This window comes from Silanimonas sp. (assembly GCF_044377035.1).
Taxonomy (GTDB): domain Bacteria; phylum Pseudomonadota; class Gammaproteobacteria; order Xanthomonadales; family Xanthomonadaceae; genus Silanimonas.
In genome coordinates, this window is sequence record NZ_JBILJW010000010.1 from 1 (window position 1) to 17,654 (window position 17,654).

Below are 17,654 nucleotides of genomic sequence, written 5' to 3' on the forward strand. Positions count from 1 at the left end.
GGAGCAGGGCTTCGACGCCGACGATGCGATCGCTGCGCAGGCTGAGGCGCGGCTGGAAGACGAGGCGGAACTCGTCCTGCGCGAGCGCGCGGCGCAGGGCGGCGAGGAGGGTGGCGCGCCGGCGCGCCTCCGCGTCCATGGCCTCGTCGTACACCTCGAAGGTATTCCGCCCCACGGATTTCGCCTGGTACATCGCCGTGTCGGCGTACTTCAGCAGGTCGGTCGGCACCATCGCGTGGTCGGGGTACAGGCTGATGCCGATGGAGGGCGTGATGCTGACGTTGTGCCGCTCGTCGACCTCCAGCGGCAGGCTGAAGGCCGCGAGCAGTTCGCGGGCGAGGCGCCCGGCCGAATCGATGCTGTCCAGGTCCTCGACGATGATCGTGAATTCGTCGCCGCCGAGCCTGGCCACCGTGTCGGTGGGGCCGACGGCGGACTGCAGGCGCGCGGCCGCGGCCTTCAGGAGCCGGTCGCCGGCCGCGTGGCCCAGCGAATCGTTGATGTCCTTGAAGTGGTCGAGGTCGATGAACAGCACGGCCACACGGCTTTCCTGCCGGCGCGCGCGGATGATGGCGCGGGACAGGCGTTCGGAAAGCAGCGTGCGGTTCGGCAGGCCGGTGAGCGTGTCGTAGTTGGCGAGGTAGCGCAGTTCCTGCTCGGCGCGCTTCTTTTGCGTGATGTCGTTGACGACGGCGACGAAGTGGGTGCGCTGCTGGTTGGCGTCGGTGACTTCGGAGAGCTCGATCCAGCTCAGGAACTCCCCGCCGTCCTTGCGGCGCTGCCACATCTCGCCGCTCCAGTGGCCGCTGCGGACGACGATGCTGCGGACGCGCTGGTAGAACTCCGCGCTGTGCTGGGACGAGTCGAGCAGGTTGGAGGGCAGGCCGAGAACGTCACCCTCGCTGTAGCCCGTGATCCGCGAGAACGCGGGGTTCACGGCGACGAAGGTGAAGTCGAGGTCGATCACCGAGACCGCCTCGCTCATGCTGCGGAACACCTCGTAGGCCACGCGCGTCTCGCGCTCGGCGCTGCGCAGTTCCTGGATGTCGCGGGTGGTGCCGCCCAGCTTCACCGCCTTGCCGCTGGCGTCGCGGTCGGTGACCTTGCCGCGGGCGCGCACCCAGCGCCAGCCGCCGTCCTCGTGGCGGATGCGGTGCTCGGATTCGAAGGTCTCCGTCTCGCCGTTCACGTGGCGCTCGACGAGGCGGCGCAGGCGTTCCACGTCGTCGGGATGGACCGCCTCCTCGCGCCATTTCGCCAGTGGCATGTGGTCCGGCGCGGACGCGCCGGCCAGGCGCTGGATGCCCTGGCGCGCGAGGACGCCGGTGCGCACGTCGAGTTCCCAGAACACGTCGCCGGAGGTGGAGAGAACGAGATCGAGCTGCTGCTTCAGGCGGCGGAACTGCCCGAGATGCTGGTCGTCCTCCACATCGCGCCTGCGCTTCGACCGGGCCCACGCGACCAGCAGTCCCAGCAGGGCCACGCCCAGTACGACCACCAGGAACCAGGCTTCGGCTGCGAGAGGGGCAGCAGGCATTGCGGGTGGTCGCCTCGGAGTCGCCGGCAGGAACGGCAGTGTACGCAGGGTGCGCACAGGCACCAAGGGCGACGGGCCGCTGATAGACTGGCGCCATCGAATTCGACGGCGTGAAATGTCCGATTCCCTGCCCCCTTATGCCGCGGTGGCCGAGCAGATCGTCGCTCTGGCCCTGTCGGTCGATGCGTCCGAACTGCACGGTTCGCTCTGCGCCCTCCGCTGCGGCCATCCCCACCGGGCCAACTGGCTCGCCGAGGCGATGGGCGACGACACGGTGCCGCTGCCGCCGGCCTCCTCGGCGCTGGGGCGGCTCGACGCCGCCACCATCGAGCAGCTCGGCGAGACCGATTTCGGCCTAGAACTGCTGCTCCCGGACGACGATGCGCCGGTGGCCGAACGTGGCGAAGCGCTGGTGTCCTGGTGCCGCGGCTTCCTCGGAGGTGTCGGCTTGGCCGGCATCGAGCCGAAGCTGGGCGAGGAAGCCCGCGAAGCCTTGGGTGACGTCGCCCGCATCGCGGAATCCGACGTCAGCTACGACGATCCGGAGGCCGACGAGGAAGCCCTGGTGGAGCTCGAGGAGTTCGTCCGCGTGGCGGCCCTGCTGATCCACGGCGACTGCCTCGCCGCCGCCGGCGATCGCAAGCGCCTGCACTGATGGCGGCAGCGAAGGCCCCGGCCGAGGTCGCGAAGGGCGAATACCAGCGCCGCCGCCGCGCCCTGCTGCAGATGGCGCAGGACGACGCCATCCTGATCCTGCCGGCCGCGCCGGAGCGCATCCGCAGCCACGACACGCACCATCCCTACCGGCAGGATTCCGATTTCTCCTACCTCACCGGCTTCCCGGAGCCGGAGGCCGTCCTGGTGCTGGTGCCGGGCCGCGCCCATGGCGAGACCCTGCTGTTCTGCCGCGAGCGCCATCCGGAGCGGGAGCTGTGGGACGGCCCACGCGCTGGCCCGGAAGGCGCCGTCTCGGCCTACGGCATCGACGACGCCTACCCCATCGACGACATCGACGAGATCCTGCCGGGCCTGCTCGAAGGTCGCTCGCGCGTCTACTACCACTTCGGCCGCGACACCGATTTCGACCTCAAGCTGATCGGCTGGGTGAACCGCGTCCGCGCGCAGGCACGGCAGGGCGCGCAGTCGCCGCACGAGTTCCTCGAACTGGGCCACCTGCTGCACGAACTGCGGCTGTTCAAGTCGCCGGCCGAACTGAAGCAGATGCGCTTCGCCGCCGTGGTGGCCGCGGAAGCGCAGAAGGCCGCGATGCGCGCGACCCGCGCCGGAGGGCGCGAGTTCGAAGTGGAGGCGGCGCTGTGGGCGGTGTGGCGTGCGCATGATTGCGTGCCGGCCTACAGCCCCATCGTCGGTGCGGGCCCGAACGGTTGCGTGCTGCACTACATCGCCAACAACGGCGCGCTGCGCGACGGCGACCTGCTGCTCTGTGACGCCGGCGCGGAGTTCCGCGGCTATGCCAGCGACATCACCCGCACCTGGCCGGTCAACGGCCGCTACTCGAAGGAGCAGCGTGCGCTTTACGACCTGGTGCTCGCGGCGCAGGCCGCGGCAATCGCGCAGGCTCTGCCGGGCCGCCCGTACGCGGCCGTGCACGACGCGGCCGTCGAAGTGCTCACCGAGGGCCTCCTCTCGCTGGGGCTGCTCAAGGGCACGTTGAAGAAAGCCTTGGAAAGCGAGGCCTACAAGGCCTTCTACATGCACAAGACCGGGCACTGGATCGGCCTCGACGTTCACGACGTCGGCGACTACAAGGTGGCGGGCGAGTCGCGCTTGCTCGAGCCCGGCATGGTGTTCACGGTGGAGCCCGGCCTCTACATCGCGCCCGACGCGAAGGTGCCGGCCAAATGGCGCGCCATCGGCATCCGCATCGAAGACGAAGTGCGGATCACCGACGAGGGCGGCGAGGTGCTGACCGGTGCGGTGCCGAAGGATGCCGACGCGATCGAGGCCTGGATGGCGGGCTGAGGCCCGCCCCTCACATGTCGTGTTTGTTGAGCGCCAAGCCGCGGGCTTGGTACTGCTTCCAGCGCTCGCGCAGCGGCTCGCGCGCGGCCGGGTCGGCAGGCACCACCTCCAGCACGCGCTCGAAGCCTTCGGGCACCGTTTCGGCCCGGAGGTTGATCACCATCGCCCGCATCGCTGCGTCGATGCCCGGGGGCACGATCAGCACGGGCACGTCGGCATCGTCTTCGTCGAGCCCGGCGATCTGGTGCTCGATGAAGCTGTCCTCCTCGAACGACCACAGCAGGTCGTCGAGTTCTTCCGCCTGCTGCGGCGTGGCGCAAAGCACCAGCGTGGGCTTGCCGGTGCCGTGGCAGCGCTTGGCGAGTTCACAGGCGAGCAGCAGGGGCTGCTCGCGGAAGCGAGGCTTGTCGATCAGGTAGAAGTCGGCCCGGCTCACTTCGCCTGGTCGATCAGCCAGCGCGTCAGCAGGCCCACCGGGCGGCCCGTGGCCATGCCCTTGCGGCCTTCGTCCGACGAGGAGCCGGCGATGTCGAGGTGCGCCCAGCGCTGGCCTTCGGCGAAGCGCGCGAGGAAGCAGGCCGCGGTGATCGAGCCGGCCGCCTTGCCGCCGATGTTGTAGACGTCGGCGTAGATCGAATCGAGCTGCGACTGGTAGTCGTCCCAGATCGGCAGGCGCCAGGCGCGGTCGTGCGCGTACTCGCCGGCGGCCAGCAGTTCGGCCGCGAGGTCGTCGTGGTGCGACATCAGGCCGGTGGCGTGCTTGCCCAGCGCGATGATCACCGCGCCGGTCAGCGTGGCCACGTCGACGAGGGCCTTCGGCTCGAAACGCTGCGCGTAGGTCAAAGCGTCACACAGGATCAGGCGACCCTCGGCGTCGGTGTTGCCGACCTCGATGGTCTTGCCGCTCATCGAGGTGAGCACGTCGGACGGGCGGTAGGCGTTGCCGTCCGGCATGTTCTCGACCGCCGCGGCGATCGCGATCACGTTGATGGGCAGCTTGAGCTTCGCAGCGGTGAGGAAGCTGCCCAACACGCTGGCGGCGCCGAGCATGTCGAACTTCATCTCTTCGATGCCGCCCTGCACCTTCAGGTTGATGCCGCCGGTGTCGAAGGTGATGCCTTTGCCGACCAGCACGTGCGGCTTGGCGTCGCCGCCGCCGCTCCACTTCAGCACGATGACCTTCGGGCGGTTGTGCGAACCGCGGCCGACGGCCAGCAGCGAGCCCATGCCGAGGGCCTCGAGCTCGGCTTCCTCGAGCACCTCGACCTGCACGCCCTCGTTTTCCGCGGCGATCTTGCGGGCGGTTTCGGCGAGATAGGCCGGGTTGCAGATGTTCGGCGGCAGGTGGCCGAGCTCGCGGGCCAGTTCGGTGCCCGCAGCAATCGCCTTGCCACGCTCAAGCGCCGCGGCGTCGTCGCCGCTGATCGACAGGGCCACGAGGTCCGGCGCCGGGCCGGCCTTGCGCGTGGCGGTGTAACGGTAGGCCGCGTGGTCGGCGCAGGCCACGGCCTGCTCGATGGCGAAGCCGGCGTCGCGGCCCTCGATGGCGAGTTCGTTGAGGGTGAGCAGCGCACGCTTGGCCGGAGTGGCCTTCACGGCGCGCAGCGCGTCGCCGATCAGCTTCTGGTAGCCGGCGGCGTTGAGCTTGCCGGCCTCACCGGCGCCCACCACCAGCACGCGCGGCGCGGCGACGCCCGGCAGGTCGGTGAGCAGGGTGGTGCGGCCGGCCTTGCCCGGCAGGTCGCCGCGGGCGTGAAGCGCCGTGAGGCGACCGCCGCTGGCGGCGTCGATGGCCGCGGCGCTGGCGCTCAGGCGCCCATCGGCGTGGATGCCGACGATGACGGCGTCGGTGGCCACCGACGGGGCGGCGGAGAGGTTCAGGTCGAATTCGAGTGCCATCGGGGAGTTTCCGTAGAATGCAGCGCCTTGCCGGCATCGCCGGAAGGACAGGTCGGTGCCGAGGCACTGGCCGCCAGTGCGGCGGTGCCCCGTGGGGGCCGCGAGTGTAATCGATCCCGTGCGAGGACCGCCTTGACGACCCTGCAGCGTTACCTCGTGCGACAGCTGGCCGCGACCACCGTGGCCACCGTGGTCGTGCTGCTGCTGGTCGGGCTCGGCGGCGTCTTCGCCGACCTTGTCTCCGAGATCGCGCGCGGCCGCGTGCCGGCGCCGCTGCTGTTCTCGCAGCTCGGCTTGCGCCTCGTCTCCTACCTGCCGCTGGTGCTGCCGCTCGGCCTGTTCATCGGGTTGCTGATGGGCATCAGCCGCCTGTACCGCGACAGCGAGATGGCCGTGCTCTTCTCCCTCGGCCAGGGGCCGCGCCAGATGGTCGGCCCGGTCTTGCTGGTCGCGCTGCCGGTGGCCACGGTGATCGCGGCGTGCAGCCTTTGGCTGGGCCCGCTCGCCGAGCGCCTGGCCACGGCCGCCGTCGCCGACGCGAACCGCAGCTTCCTCGTCGCCGGCCTCGATGCCGGTCGCTTTGTGGAATTGCCGGGCGGGCGGGGCGTGGTCTTCGTCGGCTCGCTCTCGCCCGACGGCCGCGAGTTCAAGCGGCTCTTCGTGCAGATGCAGCGCGGCGAGCGTGTCGACGTGATCACCGCGGTGGAAGGCGAGATGTTCGTCGATCGCGGCGGCCGCTTCCTCCGCCTGCGCGACGGTTTCCGCGCCGAGGGCCAGCCGGGCGAGCGCGATTTCCGCCTGCAGCGCTTCCAGGTGAACGAAGTGCGCTTGCCCGACGTGGAGAGCGAGAACCGCAATCCGCTGGCGGGCCGCCCGACGCTCGCGCTGATCAGCCCGACGGCGACGCCGCGGGCCCGGGCGGAGTTCCACTACCGCATCGGCGTGCCGCTGTTCGCGGTCGTGCTGGCCCTCCTCGCGCTGCCGCTGTCGCGCAGCCCGCCGCGGCAGGCGCGTTACGGCCGGATGATTGTCGCCACGCTGGCCTACGTCTTCGGCAGCAACCTGCTCATCCTCGGGCGCACGTGGCTGGGCAGCGGCCAGATCCCGATCCAGGCGGGGCTGTGGTGGCTGCTGGTGCCGGCACTGGCGCTCGCGATCTGGCTGGTGTGGCGTGACGGCGAGCCGCCGTTGTGGCGTCGCGCACCGGCGGTGCGCGCATGAGCGCCCTCCCGGTCCACCGCTGGTTCATCGGCCGCTCGGTCCTGGTGACCGTGCTGGCCACGTGGGGGGTGCTCACTGGTTTCGCCGTGCTCGGCGCCCTGATCGGCCAGATGGACGACCTCGGCAAGGGCGATTACGGCCTCGGCCATGCCGCGCTCTATCTCGCGCTGCAGACGCCGCGCCGCGCCTACGAGAGCTTCCCGATGGCGGCGGTGATCGGCACCGTGCTGGCGTTGGGAGCGCACGCCGCGAAATCCGAGCTGGTGGCGCTGCGCGCGGCCGGCCTGTCGCCGATGCGCATCGGTGCGACGGCCCTGATGGCGGTGGCGATCGTCGTGGTGCCGCTGATGGCGGCGATGGAGATCGTGATCCCCGGCGCCGAACAGCAGGCGCAGGCGCTCAAGCTGGCGGCGATGAAGCACGAGGTCACGCTGGCCGGCGGCGCCAACGTCTGGGCCCGCGAGGGCAGCGAGGTGTTCAACGCGCAGGGCGGCGAACGCCGGGTGGTCGAGGGCCGGACCGTGCTGGTGTTCAACCAGGTGCGCGTGTTCGCCTTCGATCCGCAAGGCCGCCTCGCCTGGATCCAGGAGGCCGGCGAGGCCGATTACGACGAGACCCGTGGCTGGCAGCTCCGCGACGTCAAACGCACCACCTTCAGCGCGCGCAGCGTGGCGGTGGAGCAGTTCGACGTCCAATCGTGGGCGACGGCCCTGCGTCCCGGCGCCATCGAGGCCAGCCTGCAGCATCCCGACCTGCTTTCTACGATGGCGCTGGGTGGCCGGATCGAGCAGTTGAAGCGCAACGGCCTCGATGCCGGCGTCTTGCTCGAGGCCTATTGGGCCCGCTGGTTCTTCCCGTTGACGACGCTGGCCCTGGTGTTCGCGGCGCTGCCGGTGGCCTTCGGGCAGCAGCGCAGCGGTGGCTTCGGGCAGCGGCTGTTCATTGGCATCGTCTTCGCGCTGGTGGCGCGACTGGTCCAGCCGATGCTGGTCAATCTCGCGAAGGCCTACCAGTGGCCCATCGTGCTGGCCTACGCGTTGCCGGTGCTGCTGCTGATCGCGCTCGGCGCCTGGTGGATCCGCCGACGCTGATCAGGGCGTGGCGAGGCGAACGAAACGCGTGCCCGCGAAGCGGTCGTAAAGCGCCTGGCCCTCGCGGTCGAACAGGGACCACAGCGGCCCGGCCGCCGCGATGGCCGCGCCGATCCAGAACGGCAGCAGGCGCTCGATGCCGGGAAGCAGCGCGAACAGTTCGATGCCGACGATGGCCGGCACCGTCGCGAAGGCATAGCGACGCAGCAGCGCACGACGCGTCGCCGGCGCGCCGTCGAGGGCGACCACCTTCAGCCGCCACGGGCGCATGCCCAGCGTCTGTCCTCCGCGCGACCAGCTCAGTACGAAGTACGCACCGGCGACGCTCCATGTGCCGGCCACGAGCAGCGGCGCCATCCACGGCAGGTCGCTCAGGTCCGGGTGACCGAGGGCTGCGGCCACCGCGGTGACCACACCGCCGAAGGCCAGCACCACCGCGAACACCGGGAAGAAGTCGTAGACGAGGGCGAGCAGGCGCCAGCCGATGTGGGCAGGCCGGGCCTGCGGGGTCGAAAAGGTCATCGCGCAAGGATACCGGCGCCCTCGGCTAGAGTGCCGTCATGAGCGAAGCCCCCGTGGCCGCGCGCGCGCCGCGCCGGCCGATGACCACCGCCGAACGCCGCGTGCTCGGCGCCGACTGGCCGGAACTCCCGGCCGAGGACGCCGCCGACATCGAGGCCTTCCTGCGCCGCCACTGGGCGGAGACCGGGAGCGCGCGCGCCACCCAAGCGGCTTACCGCGGCGACCTTGTGCTGGCCGCGCGCTGGCTGGCCTCCCGGGGGCGTGGCGGCCTTCGCGCCGCGGCGCGCGCCGATCTGTTCGCCCTGCTGGAAATGCGTGCCGGCGCGGGCTATGCCGCCCGCAGCACGGCGCGACTGATGGCCGCGCTCCGCGCGTTCTTCGCCGATGCCCTGCGCCACCAACGCGTCCCGGCCGATCCGACCGCCTTGCTCGAACTGCCGGCCCTGCCGCGGTCGCTGCCCAAGGCATTGGCGGAGACGCAGGTGGAGGCCCTGATTCGGGCCCCGGACCTCGGCACGCCGGCAGGACTGGCGGAGCGCACCCTCCTCGAGCTGCTGTATGCCACCGGCTTGCGTGTTTCCGAACTGGTGGACCTGCCCACCTTGGCCGTGAACCTCCGCCAAGGCGTGCTGCGCGTGCGCGGCAAGGGCGGCAAGGAGCGGCTGGTGCCGATCGGGGCCGAAGCGCAGCACTGGCTGGAGCGCTACCTCGCCGAGGCCCGGCCCGCGCTGGCGCGTGGCGCGACCGAGCGCCGCGCCAACCCGACGGCGCTCTTCCTCGGCATGAACGGCGAGCCGTGGACGCGCCAGCAGTTCTGGGCGCGGCTGAAGGCCTTGGCCGCGCTGGCCGGCATCGACCCGGCAAAGGTCACGCCGCACGGCCTCCGGCACAGCTTCGCGACCCACCTGCTGAACCACGGCGCCGACCTGCGCGTGGTGCAGATGCTGCTCGGGCACAGCAGCCTTTCGACCACGCAGATCTACACCCATGTCGCCCGCGAGGGCCTGAAGCGCCTGCACGCCGCCCACCATCCGCGCGGTTGAGTGGGCGGGAACTCGGCACCGCGCTCACGGTCGGAGCCCGGGTGCTGTGATTCAATACGGCGCCTGAATCGCACCGCGGCGTCCGCCGCCCCCCTTTTTTCCTGGAACGCCCATGCGCCGTCGCCTTGCCCCGCTGTCCGCTCTTGCCCTCTCGCTTGGCCTCGGCCTCTCGGCCTGCGCCCAGCCGGCGCCGTCGGTCCCCGCGCAGATCGACCCGGCACTGCCCCCGGGCACGGAAGCCGCGGTCCGCGCAACGATCGCCGGGGCACTTCCGGAAGCAGCCCTTCGTCGTCTGCGCCCGGCGCCGATCGCCGGCTTCACCGAAGCGGTGGTCGCCGGTCGCGTGTTCTACGTGAGCAATGACGGCCGCTACATCATCGATGGCGCGGTCATCGACATGCAGGAGCGCCGCAACATCGCCGAATCGGCGATGGACGACATCCGCGTCGAAGGCCTCAAGGCCATCCCGGCCTCGCAGCGCATCGTGTTCGCGCCGCGCGACCCGAAGTACACGGTGACGGTGTTCACCGACATCGACTGCGGCTATTGCCGGATGCTCCACCAGCACGTGGCCGAGTACAACGCGCTCGGCATCGCGGTGGAGTACCTGTTCTTCCCGCGCGCGGGCGAGGGCTCGGAGGGCTGGGCCAAGGCCGAGTCGGTGTGGTGCGCCACGGACCCGCGCCAGGCCATGACCGACGCCAAGGCCGGCAAGACGTTGCCGCCGGGCAACTGCGAGAACCCGGTCGCGGCGGAATACGCCCTCGGTCAGGACGTCGGTGTCAACGCCACGCCGGCGGTTTTCGCGGCCAACGGGGCCCAACTGGGCGGCTATCTCGAGCCGCAGCGCTTGCTGGCTGCCCTCGAGGCCAACGCGGCCGCCGAGGCCGCCGCGAAGACCGCCACCGCCGCGCGCTGAGGTCCGTCCCGCCGGCGCCTCGTCCCTTTGGGCGAGGTGGCGCGGCCGGGACCGGAGGGGCAGGGCAGGGGGCTTTGCTAGAATTCGGGCCCCGCCTCGTCGGAACCGCTGGTCCATGATCGTGCTCGAGGGCCTTCCGGCCCTTTCCGCCTTCCGCCTGCAACGCCTCCGGGCCGAGTGTCAGGCGATCCATCCCGCGGTCGAGGTGCTGGGCACCCACCACGTCTACCTGATCCAGCCCCGCGACGGCGCCGCCGTCGACACCGGGGCGGTCGGGGCCATCCTGGAAGGCTGCATCGCCACCACGCCGACGCCGACCGGAGCGGTCAGCCGCTACGTGGTGCCGCGTCTCGGCACCCTGTCGCCGTGGGCCAGCAAGGCCGGCGAGATCCTGCGCGGTGCCGGGCACGCCATCGCCCGCGTCGAGCGCGGCCTTCGCATCGACGTCGCGAACTGGCCGGCCGATGCGGAGACGGCGAAGCGCCTTGCTCGCGTGCTGCACGACCCGATGACGCAGTCGATCGTCGTTTCGATCGACGAGGCCGCCGCGCTGTTCCGCGTGCCGGCGAAGGGCGCCGTCGAGCACATCGCGCCGGCCGATCTTCCCGCTGCCAACGGCCGCCTCGGCCTCGCGCTCTCCGAAGACGAGATCGCCTACCTGCAGGAGGCCTACACCCAGCTGGGCCGTCCGGCGACGGACGCCGAGCTGATGATGTTCGCGCAGGCGAATTCCGAGCACTGCCGGCACAAGATCTTCAACGCCAGCTGGACCATCGACGGCGAGGAACAGGCGCACTCGCTGTTCAAGATGATCAAGGCGACGCACGCCGCGACGCCGCAGTTCACGCTGACCGCCTACGCCGACAACGCGGCCGTGGTCGAAGGCCACCCGGGCCGCCGCTTCCGCCCCGACCTCGCCAGCGGCGAGTACGTGGCCGAGCCGGTCGCCGACAGCGCGTACTGCATCAAGGTCGAGACCCACAACCACCCGACGGCGATCTCGCCCTTCCCGGGCGCCTCCACCGGCGCCGGCGGCGAGATCCGCGACGAGGGCGCCACCGGCCGCGGCGGCAAGCCCAAGGCCGGCCTGACCGGCTTCACCGTGTCGCACCTGCGCATCCCCGGTGCGCCGCAGCCCTGGGAGCAGCCTCGCGCGCTGAACCCGCGCATGGCCCCGGCCTTCGAGATCATGCGCGACGGCCCGCTGGGCGCCGCGGCCTTCAACAACGAATTCGGCCGCCCGGCGCTGTCGGGCTACTTCCGCAGCTTCGAGCTGCCGACGGAAACGCCCGGCCTCGTCCGCGCCTACGACAAGCCGATCATGCTGGCTGGCGGCCTCGGCGCCATCGACCGCGGGCAGGTGAAGAAGCTCGGCCTGCGCGACGGCGACCTCGTCATCGTGATCGGCGGCCCGGCGATGCTGATCGGCCTTGGCGGCGGTGCCGCCAGCTCGCTGGCCTCGGGCCAGAGCAGCGAAGACCTCGATTTCGCTTCCGTGCAGCGCGACAACCCGGAGATGGAGCGCCGCGTGCAGGAGGTCATCGACCGCTGCGTGGCGCTGGGCGCCGGCAACCCCATCCGCGCCTTCCACGACGTGGGTGCGGGCGGGCTCTCGAACGCGATCCCCGAGCTGTTGCACGACGCCGGCCTGGGCGGCCGCATCGCCATGGCGAAGATCCCCAGCGACGATCCGTCGCTGTCGCCGATGCAGCTGTGGTGCAACGAGTCGCAGGAGCGCTACGTGCTCGGCATCGCGCCGGAGCACCTCGCAGACTTCGACGCGATCTGCGCGCGCGAGCGCTGCCTGTATGCCGCGGTCGGCGTGGCCACGAACGACGAGGTGCTGGTGCTGGAAGCGCCGGACGGCTCGCGCCCCATCGATCTTCCGATGAACGTGCTGTTCGGCAAGGCGCCGAAGATGCACCGCGACACCGCGCACGTGGCGCCGACCCGCTGGCCGAAGCTGGACACCGCCGCGCTCGACCTGCGCGAGGCCGGCCTGCGCGTGCTCGCGCACCCGACGGTGGCCAGCAAGAGCTTCCTCATCACCATCGGCGACCGCAGCGTCGGCGGCCTGACCGCCCGCGACCAGATGGTCGGCCCCTGGCAGCTGCCGGTGGCCGACGTCGCCATCACGCTCACCGATTTCCACGGCTTTGCTGGCGAAGCCATGGCGATGGGCGAGCGCACGCCGCTGGCGCTGATCGATGCCAAGGCCTCCGCGCGCATGGCGGTCGGCGAAGCCATCACGAATCTTGTTGCGGCCCCCATCGGTGCGCTGGAGGAAGTGAAGCTCTCGGCCAACTGGATGGCGGCCTGCTCGCACCCCGGTGAGGACGCTGCGCTGTTCGATGCGGTGAAGGCCGTCGGCCTCGAGCTCTGCCCCGAACTCGATCTGTCGATCCCGGTTGGCAAGGACTCGCTGTCGATGCAGGCGCAGTACGCCGTCGATGGCAGCCCGGAGAAGTCTGTTTCGCCGGTCTCGCTGATCATCACCGCCTTCGCCCGCGTGGCGGACGTGCGCGCGCAGCTCACGCCCGATTTGAAGCGCGGCGTCGACTCGGAGCTGTGGCTGATCGGGCTCGGTGCGGGCAAGAAGCGTCTCGGCGGTTCGATCCTCGCCCAGTGCTACAACGCCTTCGGTGGCGCCGCGCCCGACCTCGACGACCCGCAGCGCCTCAAGGATTTCGTTGCGCTGATCGGCGAGGCGCGCGAGGACAAGCTGCTCCTCGCGTACCACGACCGCAGCGATGGCGGTGCTTTCGCCACGCTGTGCGAGATGGCCTTCGCCGGCCACCTGGGCCTCGATATCGCGCTCGACGGCTGGGGCGACGATCCGTTCCGCACGCTGTTCGCCGAGGAGCTTGGCGCGGTGGTGCAGGTGGCGGTCGAGGACCGCGCGGCCTTCGCCGACCTCGTCGAGCGCCACGGCCTCACCGAATGCGCGCAGCGCGTCGGCAAGCCCGTCAGCGCCCCGCGCGTGCGCGTCAGCGACGAAGGCAAGGCGCTGGCCGAATGGTCGTGGACCGAACTCTTCGAGGCCTGGTGGGCGACCAGCCATGCCATGCAGCAGCGCCGCGACGATCCCGCCTGCGCCGATGACGAGAAAGAGGCCCGCCGCCGCTTCGACGACGCCGGCCTGAATCCGAAGCTCAGCTTCGAGCCGCAGGACGACATCGCCGCGCCGTTCATCAACACGGGTGTGCGCCCGCGCGTGGCGATCGTGCGCGAGCAGGGCGTCAACGGCCAGATCGAAATGGCCGCCGCCTTCGACCGCGCCGGCTTCACGGCGGTCGACGTGCACATGAGCGACCTGATCGAAGGCCGCGTGCGCCTCGACGGCTTCAAGGGCCTCGCGGCCTGCGGCGGCTTCAGCTACGGCGACGTGCTCGGTGCGGGCCGCGGCTGGGCCACCTCGATCCTCACCCGCGATGCGCTTCGCGAGCAGTTCGCCACGTTCTTCGCACGGCCGGACAGCTTCAGCCTCGGCGTCTGCAACGGCTGCCAGATGCTGGCGCAGCTCAAGGACCTCGTGCCGGGCGCCGAGCACTGGCCGCGCTTCGTTCGAAACTTGAGCGAGCAGTACGAGGCCCGCGTGGCCCAGGTGCTCGTCGAGGACTCGCCCTCGGTGCTGCTGAAAGGCATGGCCGGCTCGCGCATCCCGATCGTCGTTTCGCACGGCGAGGGCCGCGCGCGCTTCAGCGACGACGCTCACCGCGCCGCCGCCGCGGTGGCGATGCGCTACGTGGATGGCGAGGGCCGTGTCACCCAGGCCTTCCCGGCGAACCCGAACGGCTCGCCCGACGGCATCGCCGGCCTCACCTCACGCGATGGCCGCGCCACGCTGATGATGCCGCACCCGGAACGCGTGTTCCGCACCGTGCAGCTGAGCTGGGCGCCGGCGGGTTGGGGCGAGGATTCGCCGTGGCTGCGGCTGTTCCGCAACGCGCGGGCCTTCGTCGCCTGAGGTCTCGGGGCGAGGCGCGGGCCGCGAACGCGGTCACTCGCCCCTGATACGCTTGGGCGATGCCTGATACCGACGCCCTCGCCCCCCTCGACAGCGGCCTCGACACCGACCTCGATGCCCGCATCGCCGCGGCCCTCGTGGCCCGCGGCCGCCTGAAGGACGCCGATCTCGTCCGCGCCGAGCGCCTGCGCGCCGAAACCGGCGGCGCACTGCCGGGCCTGCTGGTGAAGCTCGGCATGGTCTCCGAGCGCGACATGGCCGACACGCTCGGCGATGTGCTCGGCCTGCCGCTGATGGCGGCGAAGGACTGCCCGGACGCTCCGCCGGCCGGCGTGGCCCTGGCGATCAAGTTCCTGAAGCACCACGCGATCTGCCCGGTGGGCGAGGACGAACACAGCGTCACCGTCCTCTGCGCCGATCCCCAAGACGCCTACCTCGCCGATGCCGTTCGCCTGGCCACCGGCCGCGAAGTGAAGCTCGCCGTCGGCCTGCGCTCGGAGATCAGCGACCTCGTCGAGCGCTACTACGGCCAGGGCCGGAGCGCGCTCGGCAGCATCGTCGAGGACGTCGGCGAAGAATCGCGCGAAGAGGACGACGTCGAGCACCTGCGCGACCTCGCTTCCGAGGCGCCGGTGATCCGCCTCGTGAACCTGCTGATCCAGCGCGCGGTCGAGACGCGCGCGTCGGACATCCACATCGAGCCCTTCGAAACGCGGCTGAAGGTGCGCTACCGCATCGACGGCGTGCTGATCGATGCCGAGAGCCCGCCGGCTGCACTGACTGCAGCAGTGATCTCGCGCATCAAGATCATGGCCAAGCTCAACATCGCCGAGCGCCGGCTGCCGCAGGACGGCCGCATCATGGTGCGCGTGCAGGGCAAGGAGCTCGACCTCCGCGTCAGCACCGTGCCGACGCAGCATGGCGAGAGCGTGGTGATGCGTTTGCTCGACCGCGAGTCGGTGGTGTTCGACTTCCACCAGCTCGGCTTCACCGACGAGTTCCTGCCGCAGTTCATGCGCGTTCTCGACCAGCCGCACGGCATCCTGCTGGTCACCGGCCCCACGGGTTCAGGCAAGACCACGACGCTCTACACCGCGCTGTCGAAGCTCAACACCGACGACGTCAAGATCATCACCGTCGAGGATCCGGTCGAGTACCAGATCGAGGGCATCAACCAGATCCAGGCCAAGGCGCAGATCGGCCTCGACTTCGCGACGGCGCTGCGCAGCATCGTCCGCCAGGACCCGGACATCATCATGATCGGCGAAATGCGTGATCTGGAAACCGCGAAGATCGCGATCCAGTCCGCGCTCACCGGCCACTTGGTGCTCAGCACCCTGCACACCAACAGCGCGGCGGGCGGCGTCACCCGCCTGCTCGACATGGGCGTCGAGGACTACCTGCTCACCTCGACGATCAACGGCATCCTCGGCCAGCGCCTGGTGCGTCGCCTCGAGCCGACCCACGCCGAGCGCTACGAAGCGAGTGCCGAGGAGATCGAGAAGTTCGGCCTGCGCCGTTTGCAGCCGGAGGGGACGATACACCTGTACCGCCCGAAGCCTTCCGCGCTCACCCCGACGGGCTACCTCGGCCGCACGACGATCATGGAGTTCCTCGTTGTCGACGACGCCATCCGCAAGCTGGTGATGCAGCACGCCACGAGTGTGGAGATCGAGCGCGAGGCCCGCGCCCGCGGCATGCGCACGATGTACGAGGACGGCCTCGCGAAGGCCCTCGCCGGCCAGACGACCATCGAGGAAGTGTTGCGCGTGACGGAAGAGGCGTGATCGCGTGGCGCTGTTCCGCTACAAGGCCCTGAGCGCCGCCGGCGAAGCCCTCGCCGGCACGATGGAGGCTGTGCGCGCCGAGGACGTCGTCGCGCGCCTGCAGGAGCAGGGCCATCTGCCGCTCGACGTCGGCACCTCGCTGGACGAGGGCGCGGGGGCTGGCTTTGCGGCGCTGTTCCGCAAGAAAGCGCTCGACGAGGCGGCGGTGCTGCAGTTCACCCAGCAGCTGGCGACACTGCTCGGCGCTGGTCAGGCGTTGGATCGCGCGCTGGGCACCTTGCTGGATCTTCCGGATAACCCGCAGAGCCGCCGCGTGATCGAGCGCATTCGCGACGCCGTGCGCGGCGGCCTGCCGCTCTCGGCCGCCCTCGAGCAGCAGCACGGTCTGTTCTCGCGGCTGTACGTGAACCTCGTGCGCGCGGGTGAAGCGGGCGGTGGCCTGCAGGTGGCCCTGCTGCGCCTCGGCGAGTACCTCGAGCGTGCGGCGGCCCTGAAGGCGCAGGTGATCTCGGCGTTGATCTATCCGATCCTGCTGCTGGTGATGGTGCTGGCGGTCTGCGCGCTGCTGCTCGGCGTCGTCGTGCCGCAGTTCAACGACCTGCTGGCCAGCACCGACGTCACCCTGCCCTGGTACACGCAGTTGGTCCTCGGAAGCGGCATGTTCGTCCGTACCTACGGCCTCTACCTGTTCATCGCCGGCGCGGTGGCGCTGCTGTTGGCGGTGCGCCACTTCCGCCAGCCCGAGCCGCGCGCCCGGCTCGACGCCTGGCTGCTCGGCCGCCCGCGGATCGGCGAGCTGCTCGCGCGCTACGAAACAGCGCGCTTCGCCCGCACGCTCGGCACGCTGCTGGGCAACGGCGTGCCTTTGCTGAATGGCTTGGGCATCGCCCGGCAGGTGATGGACAACCGGGCGCTCGGCGCCGCGTTGGAGCGCGCCACCGACGAGGTGAAGACCGGCCAGGGGCTGGCTTTCGCACTGTCGCGGACGAAACTCTTTCCCCGCCTCGCGGTCCAGATGGTGCAGGTGGGCGAGGAATCCGGCGAACTGGGCGCGATGCTGCTGAAGGTGGCCGACACCTTCGACGCGGAAACCCAGCGCGCCATCCAGCGGGCCTTGGCCGCGCTGGTGCCCTTCATCACCGTGCTGATGGCGCTGTTGGTCGGCGTCGTGATCATGGCCGTGCTGGTCCCGATCTACCAACTCACGAGTTCCGCAGGAGTGTTGTGATGCGCAAGACGTCCCCCGGCTTCGCCGCCCGTTCGCAGTCGGGCTTCAGCCTGATGGAGATCCTGATTGTCGTCGGCATCATCGCCGCGATCATGGCGTTCGCGGCCAGCCAGATCTTCGGCGGCAAGGACCAGGCCAACGTGCGCCTGACCGAGACGCAGCTGGAATCGCTGGCGGCCAAGGTCGAGCAGTACCGGATGGACACCGGACAGATCCCGTCCTCGCTGGACGCGCTGGTGACCAACCCCGGCGCCAGCGGCTGGCTCGGCCCCTACGTGCGCAAGGCTGAAGACCTGCAGGACGCCTGGCGCCGCCCGGTTCAGATCCGCACGCCCGGCGCGAACGGCGAGTTCGAGCTGGTGAGCCTCGGCAGCGATGGCAAGCCCGGCGGCGAAAGCACCGCCGCCGACATCGTCAAGCCCTGAGGCGGGCGGACGTCGCGTGATCCGATGAAGGC

At 70.6% G+C, this 17,654-nt stretch carries 14 protein-coding genes; 10 read left to right on the top strand and 4 right to left on the bottom strand.

All coding sequences use genetic code 11. The features are described 5' to 3' along the window. Positions 1-1,537, bottom strand: a 1,537-nt coding sequence (locus ACIQ6S_RS07085) for a putative bifunctional diguanylate cyclase/phosphodiesterase (RefSeq protein WP_397607749.1), incomplete at its 3' end; no start/stop codon positions are given. Between the two features lie 115 nt (positions 1,538-1,652). Between ACIQ6S_RS07085 and ACIQ6S_RS07090 the strand changes: the two genes are divergently transcribed. Next, positions 1,653-2,192, top strand: a complete 540-nt coding sequence (locus tag ACIQ6S_RS07090) for a UPF0149 family protein (RefSeq protein ID WP_397607750.1) — start codon at positions 1,653-1,655, stop codon at positions 2,190-2,192. Further along, positions 2,192-3,520 (top strand): aminopeptidase P N-terminal domain-containing protein, encoded by a 1,329-nt coding sequence (locus ACIQ6S_RS07095; RefSeq protein WP_397607751.1) that lies wholly within the window; start codon positions 2,192-2,194, stop codon positions 3,518-3,520. The genes ACIQ6S_RS07090 and ACIQ6S_RS07095 overlap by 1 nt, the downstream gene beginning before the upstream one ends. Positions 3,521-3,530: 10 nt before the next feature. On the opposite strand, the gene ACIQ6S_RS07100 is transcribed toward ACIQ6S_RS07095, so the two are convergent. Both ACIQ6S_RS07100 and ACIQ6S_RS07105 read right to left on the bottom strand, forming a co-directional pair. Then, positions 3,531-3,956 carry a DNA polymerase III subunit chi gene (locus ACIQ6S_RS07100; protein WP_397607752.1) on the bottom strand — a complete coding sequence of 142 codons (426 nt, stop codon included), beginning with the start codon at positions 3,954-3,956 and terminating at the stop codon, positions 3,531-3,533. Beyond that, on the bottom strand, positions 3,953-5,419 hold the full coding sequence (locus tag ACIQ6S_RS07105; protein WP_397607753.1) for a leucyl aminopeptidase: 1,467 nt from the start codon (positions 5,417-5,419) through the stop codon (positions 3,953-3,955). The genes ACIQ6S_RS07100 and ACIQ6S_RS07105 overlap by 4 nt, the downstream gene beginning before the upstream one ends. 132 nt (positions 5,420-5,551) lie before the next feature. Here ACIQ6S_RS07105 and lptF point away from each other — a divergent pair, with 132 nt between their 5' ends. Both lptF and lptG read left to right on the top strand, forming a co-directional pair. After that, positions 5,552-6,640, top strand: coding sequence for an LPS export ABC transporter permease LptF (gene lptF, locus ACIQ6S_RS07110; RefSeq protein WP_397607754.1), 1,089 nt, complete (start codon positions 5,552-5,554; stop codon positions 6,638-6,640). Then, positions 6,637-7,731, top strand: coding sequence for an LPS export ABC transporter permease LptG (gene lptG / locus ACIQ6S_RS07115; protein ID WP_397607755.1), 1,095 nt, complete (start codon positions 6,637-6,639; stop codon positions 7,729-7,731). Before lptF ends, lptG begins: the two co-directional genes overlap by 4 nt. On the opposite strand, the gene ACIQ6S_RS07120 is transcribed toward lptG, so the two are convergent. Then, positions 7,732-8,253, bottom strand: a complete 522-nt coding sequence (locus ACIQ6S_RS07120) for an RDD family protein (RefSeq protein WP_397607756.1) — start codon at positions 8,251-8,253, stop codon at positions 7,732-7,734. A gap of 80 nt (positions 8,254-8,333) precedes the next feature. On the opposite strand from ACIQ6S_RS07120, the gene xerD reads away from it, so the two are divergent. The 6 genes from xerD to gspG all read left to right on the top strand — a co-directional run bounded on the left by xerD (position 8,334) and on the right by gspG (position 17,622). After that, complete coding sequence (gene xerD, locus ACIQ6S_RS07125) at positions 8,334-9,296, top strand: site-specific tyrosine recombinase XerD (RefSeq protein WP_397607837.1); 963 nt, start codon at positions 8,334-8,336, stop codon at positions 9,294-9,296. 112 nt (positions 9,297-9,408) lie between these two features. Next, positions 9,409-10,215, top strand: coding sequence for a DsbC family protein (locus tag ACIQ6S_RS07130; protein WP_397607757.1), 807 nt, complete (start codon positions 9,409-9,411; stop codon positions 10,213-10,215). A 115-nt stretch (positions 10,216-10,330) separates the two neighbouring features. After that, entirely contained in the window at positions 10,331-14,182 is a 3,852-nt protein-coding gene (gene purL / locus ACIQ6S_RS07135) for a phosphoribosylformylglycinamidine synthase (protein ID WP_397607758.1), read from the top strand. A 59-nt stretch (positions 14,183-14,241) separates the two neighbouring features. After that, positions 14,242-15,969: a type II secretion system ATPase GspE gene (gene gspE / locus ACIQ6S_RS07140; RefSeq protein ID WP_397607759.1), complete on the top strand. Its 1,728-nt coding sequence runs from the start codon at positions 14,242-14,244 to the stop codon at positions 15,967-15,969. A 4-nt stretch (positions 15,970-15,973) separates the two neighbouring features. Further along, on the top strand, positions 15,974-17,197 hold the full coding sequence (locus tag ACIQ6S_RS07145) for a type II secretion system F family protein (protein WP_397607760.1): 1,224 nt from the start codon (positions 15,974-15,976) through the stop codon (positions 17,195-17,197). Further along, on the top strand, positions 17,197-17,622 hold the full coding sequence (gene gspG / locus ACIQ6S_RS07150; RefSeq protein WP_397572135.1) for a type II secretion system major pseudopilin GspG: 426 nt from the start codon (positions 17,197-17,199) through the stop codon (positions 17,620-17,622). Before ACIQ6S_RS07145 ends, gspG begins: the two co-directional genes overlap by 1 nt. The last annotated feature ends 32 nt before the right edge of the window (positions 17,623-17,654 follow it).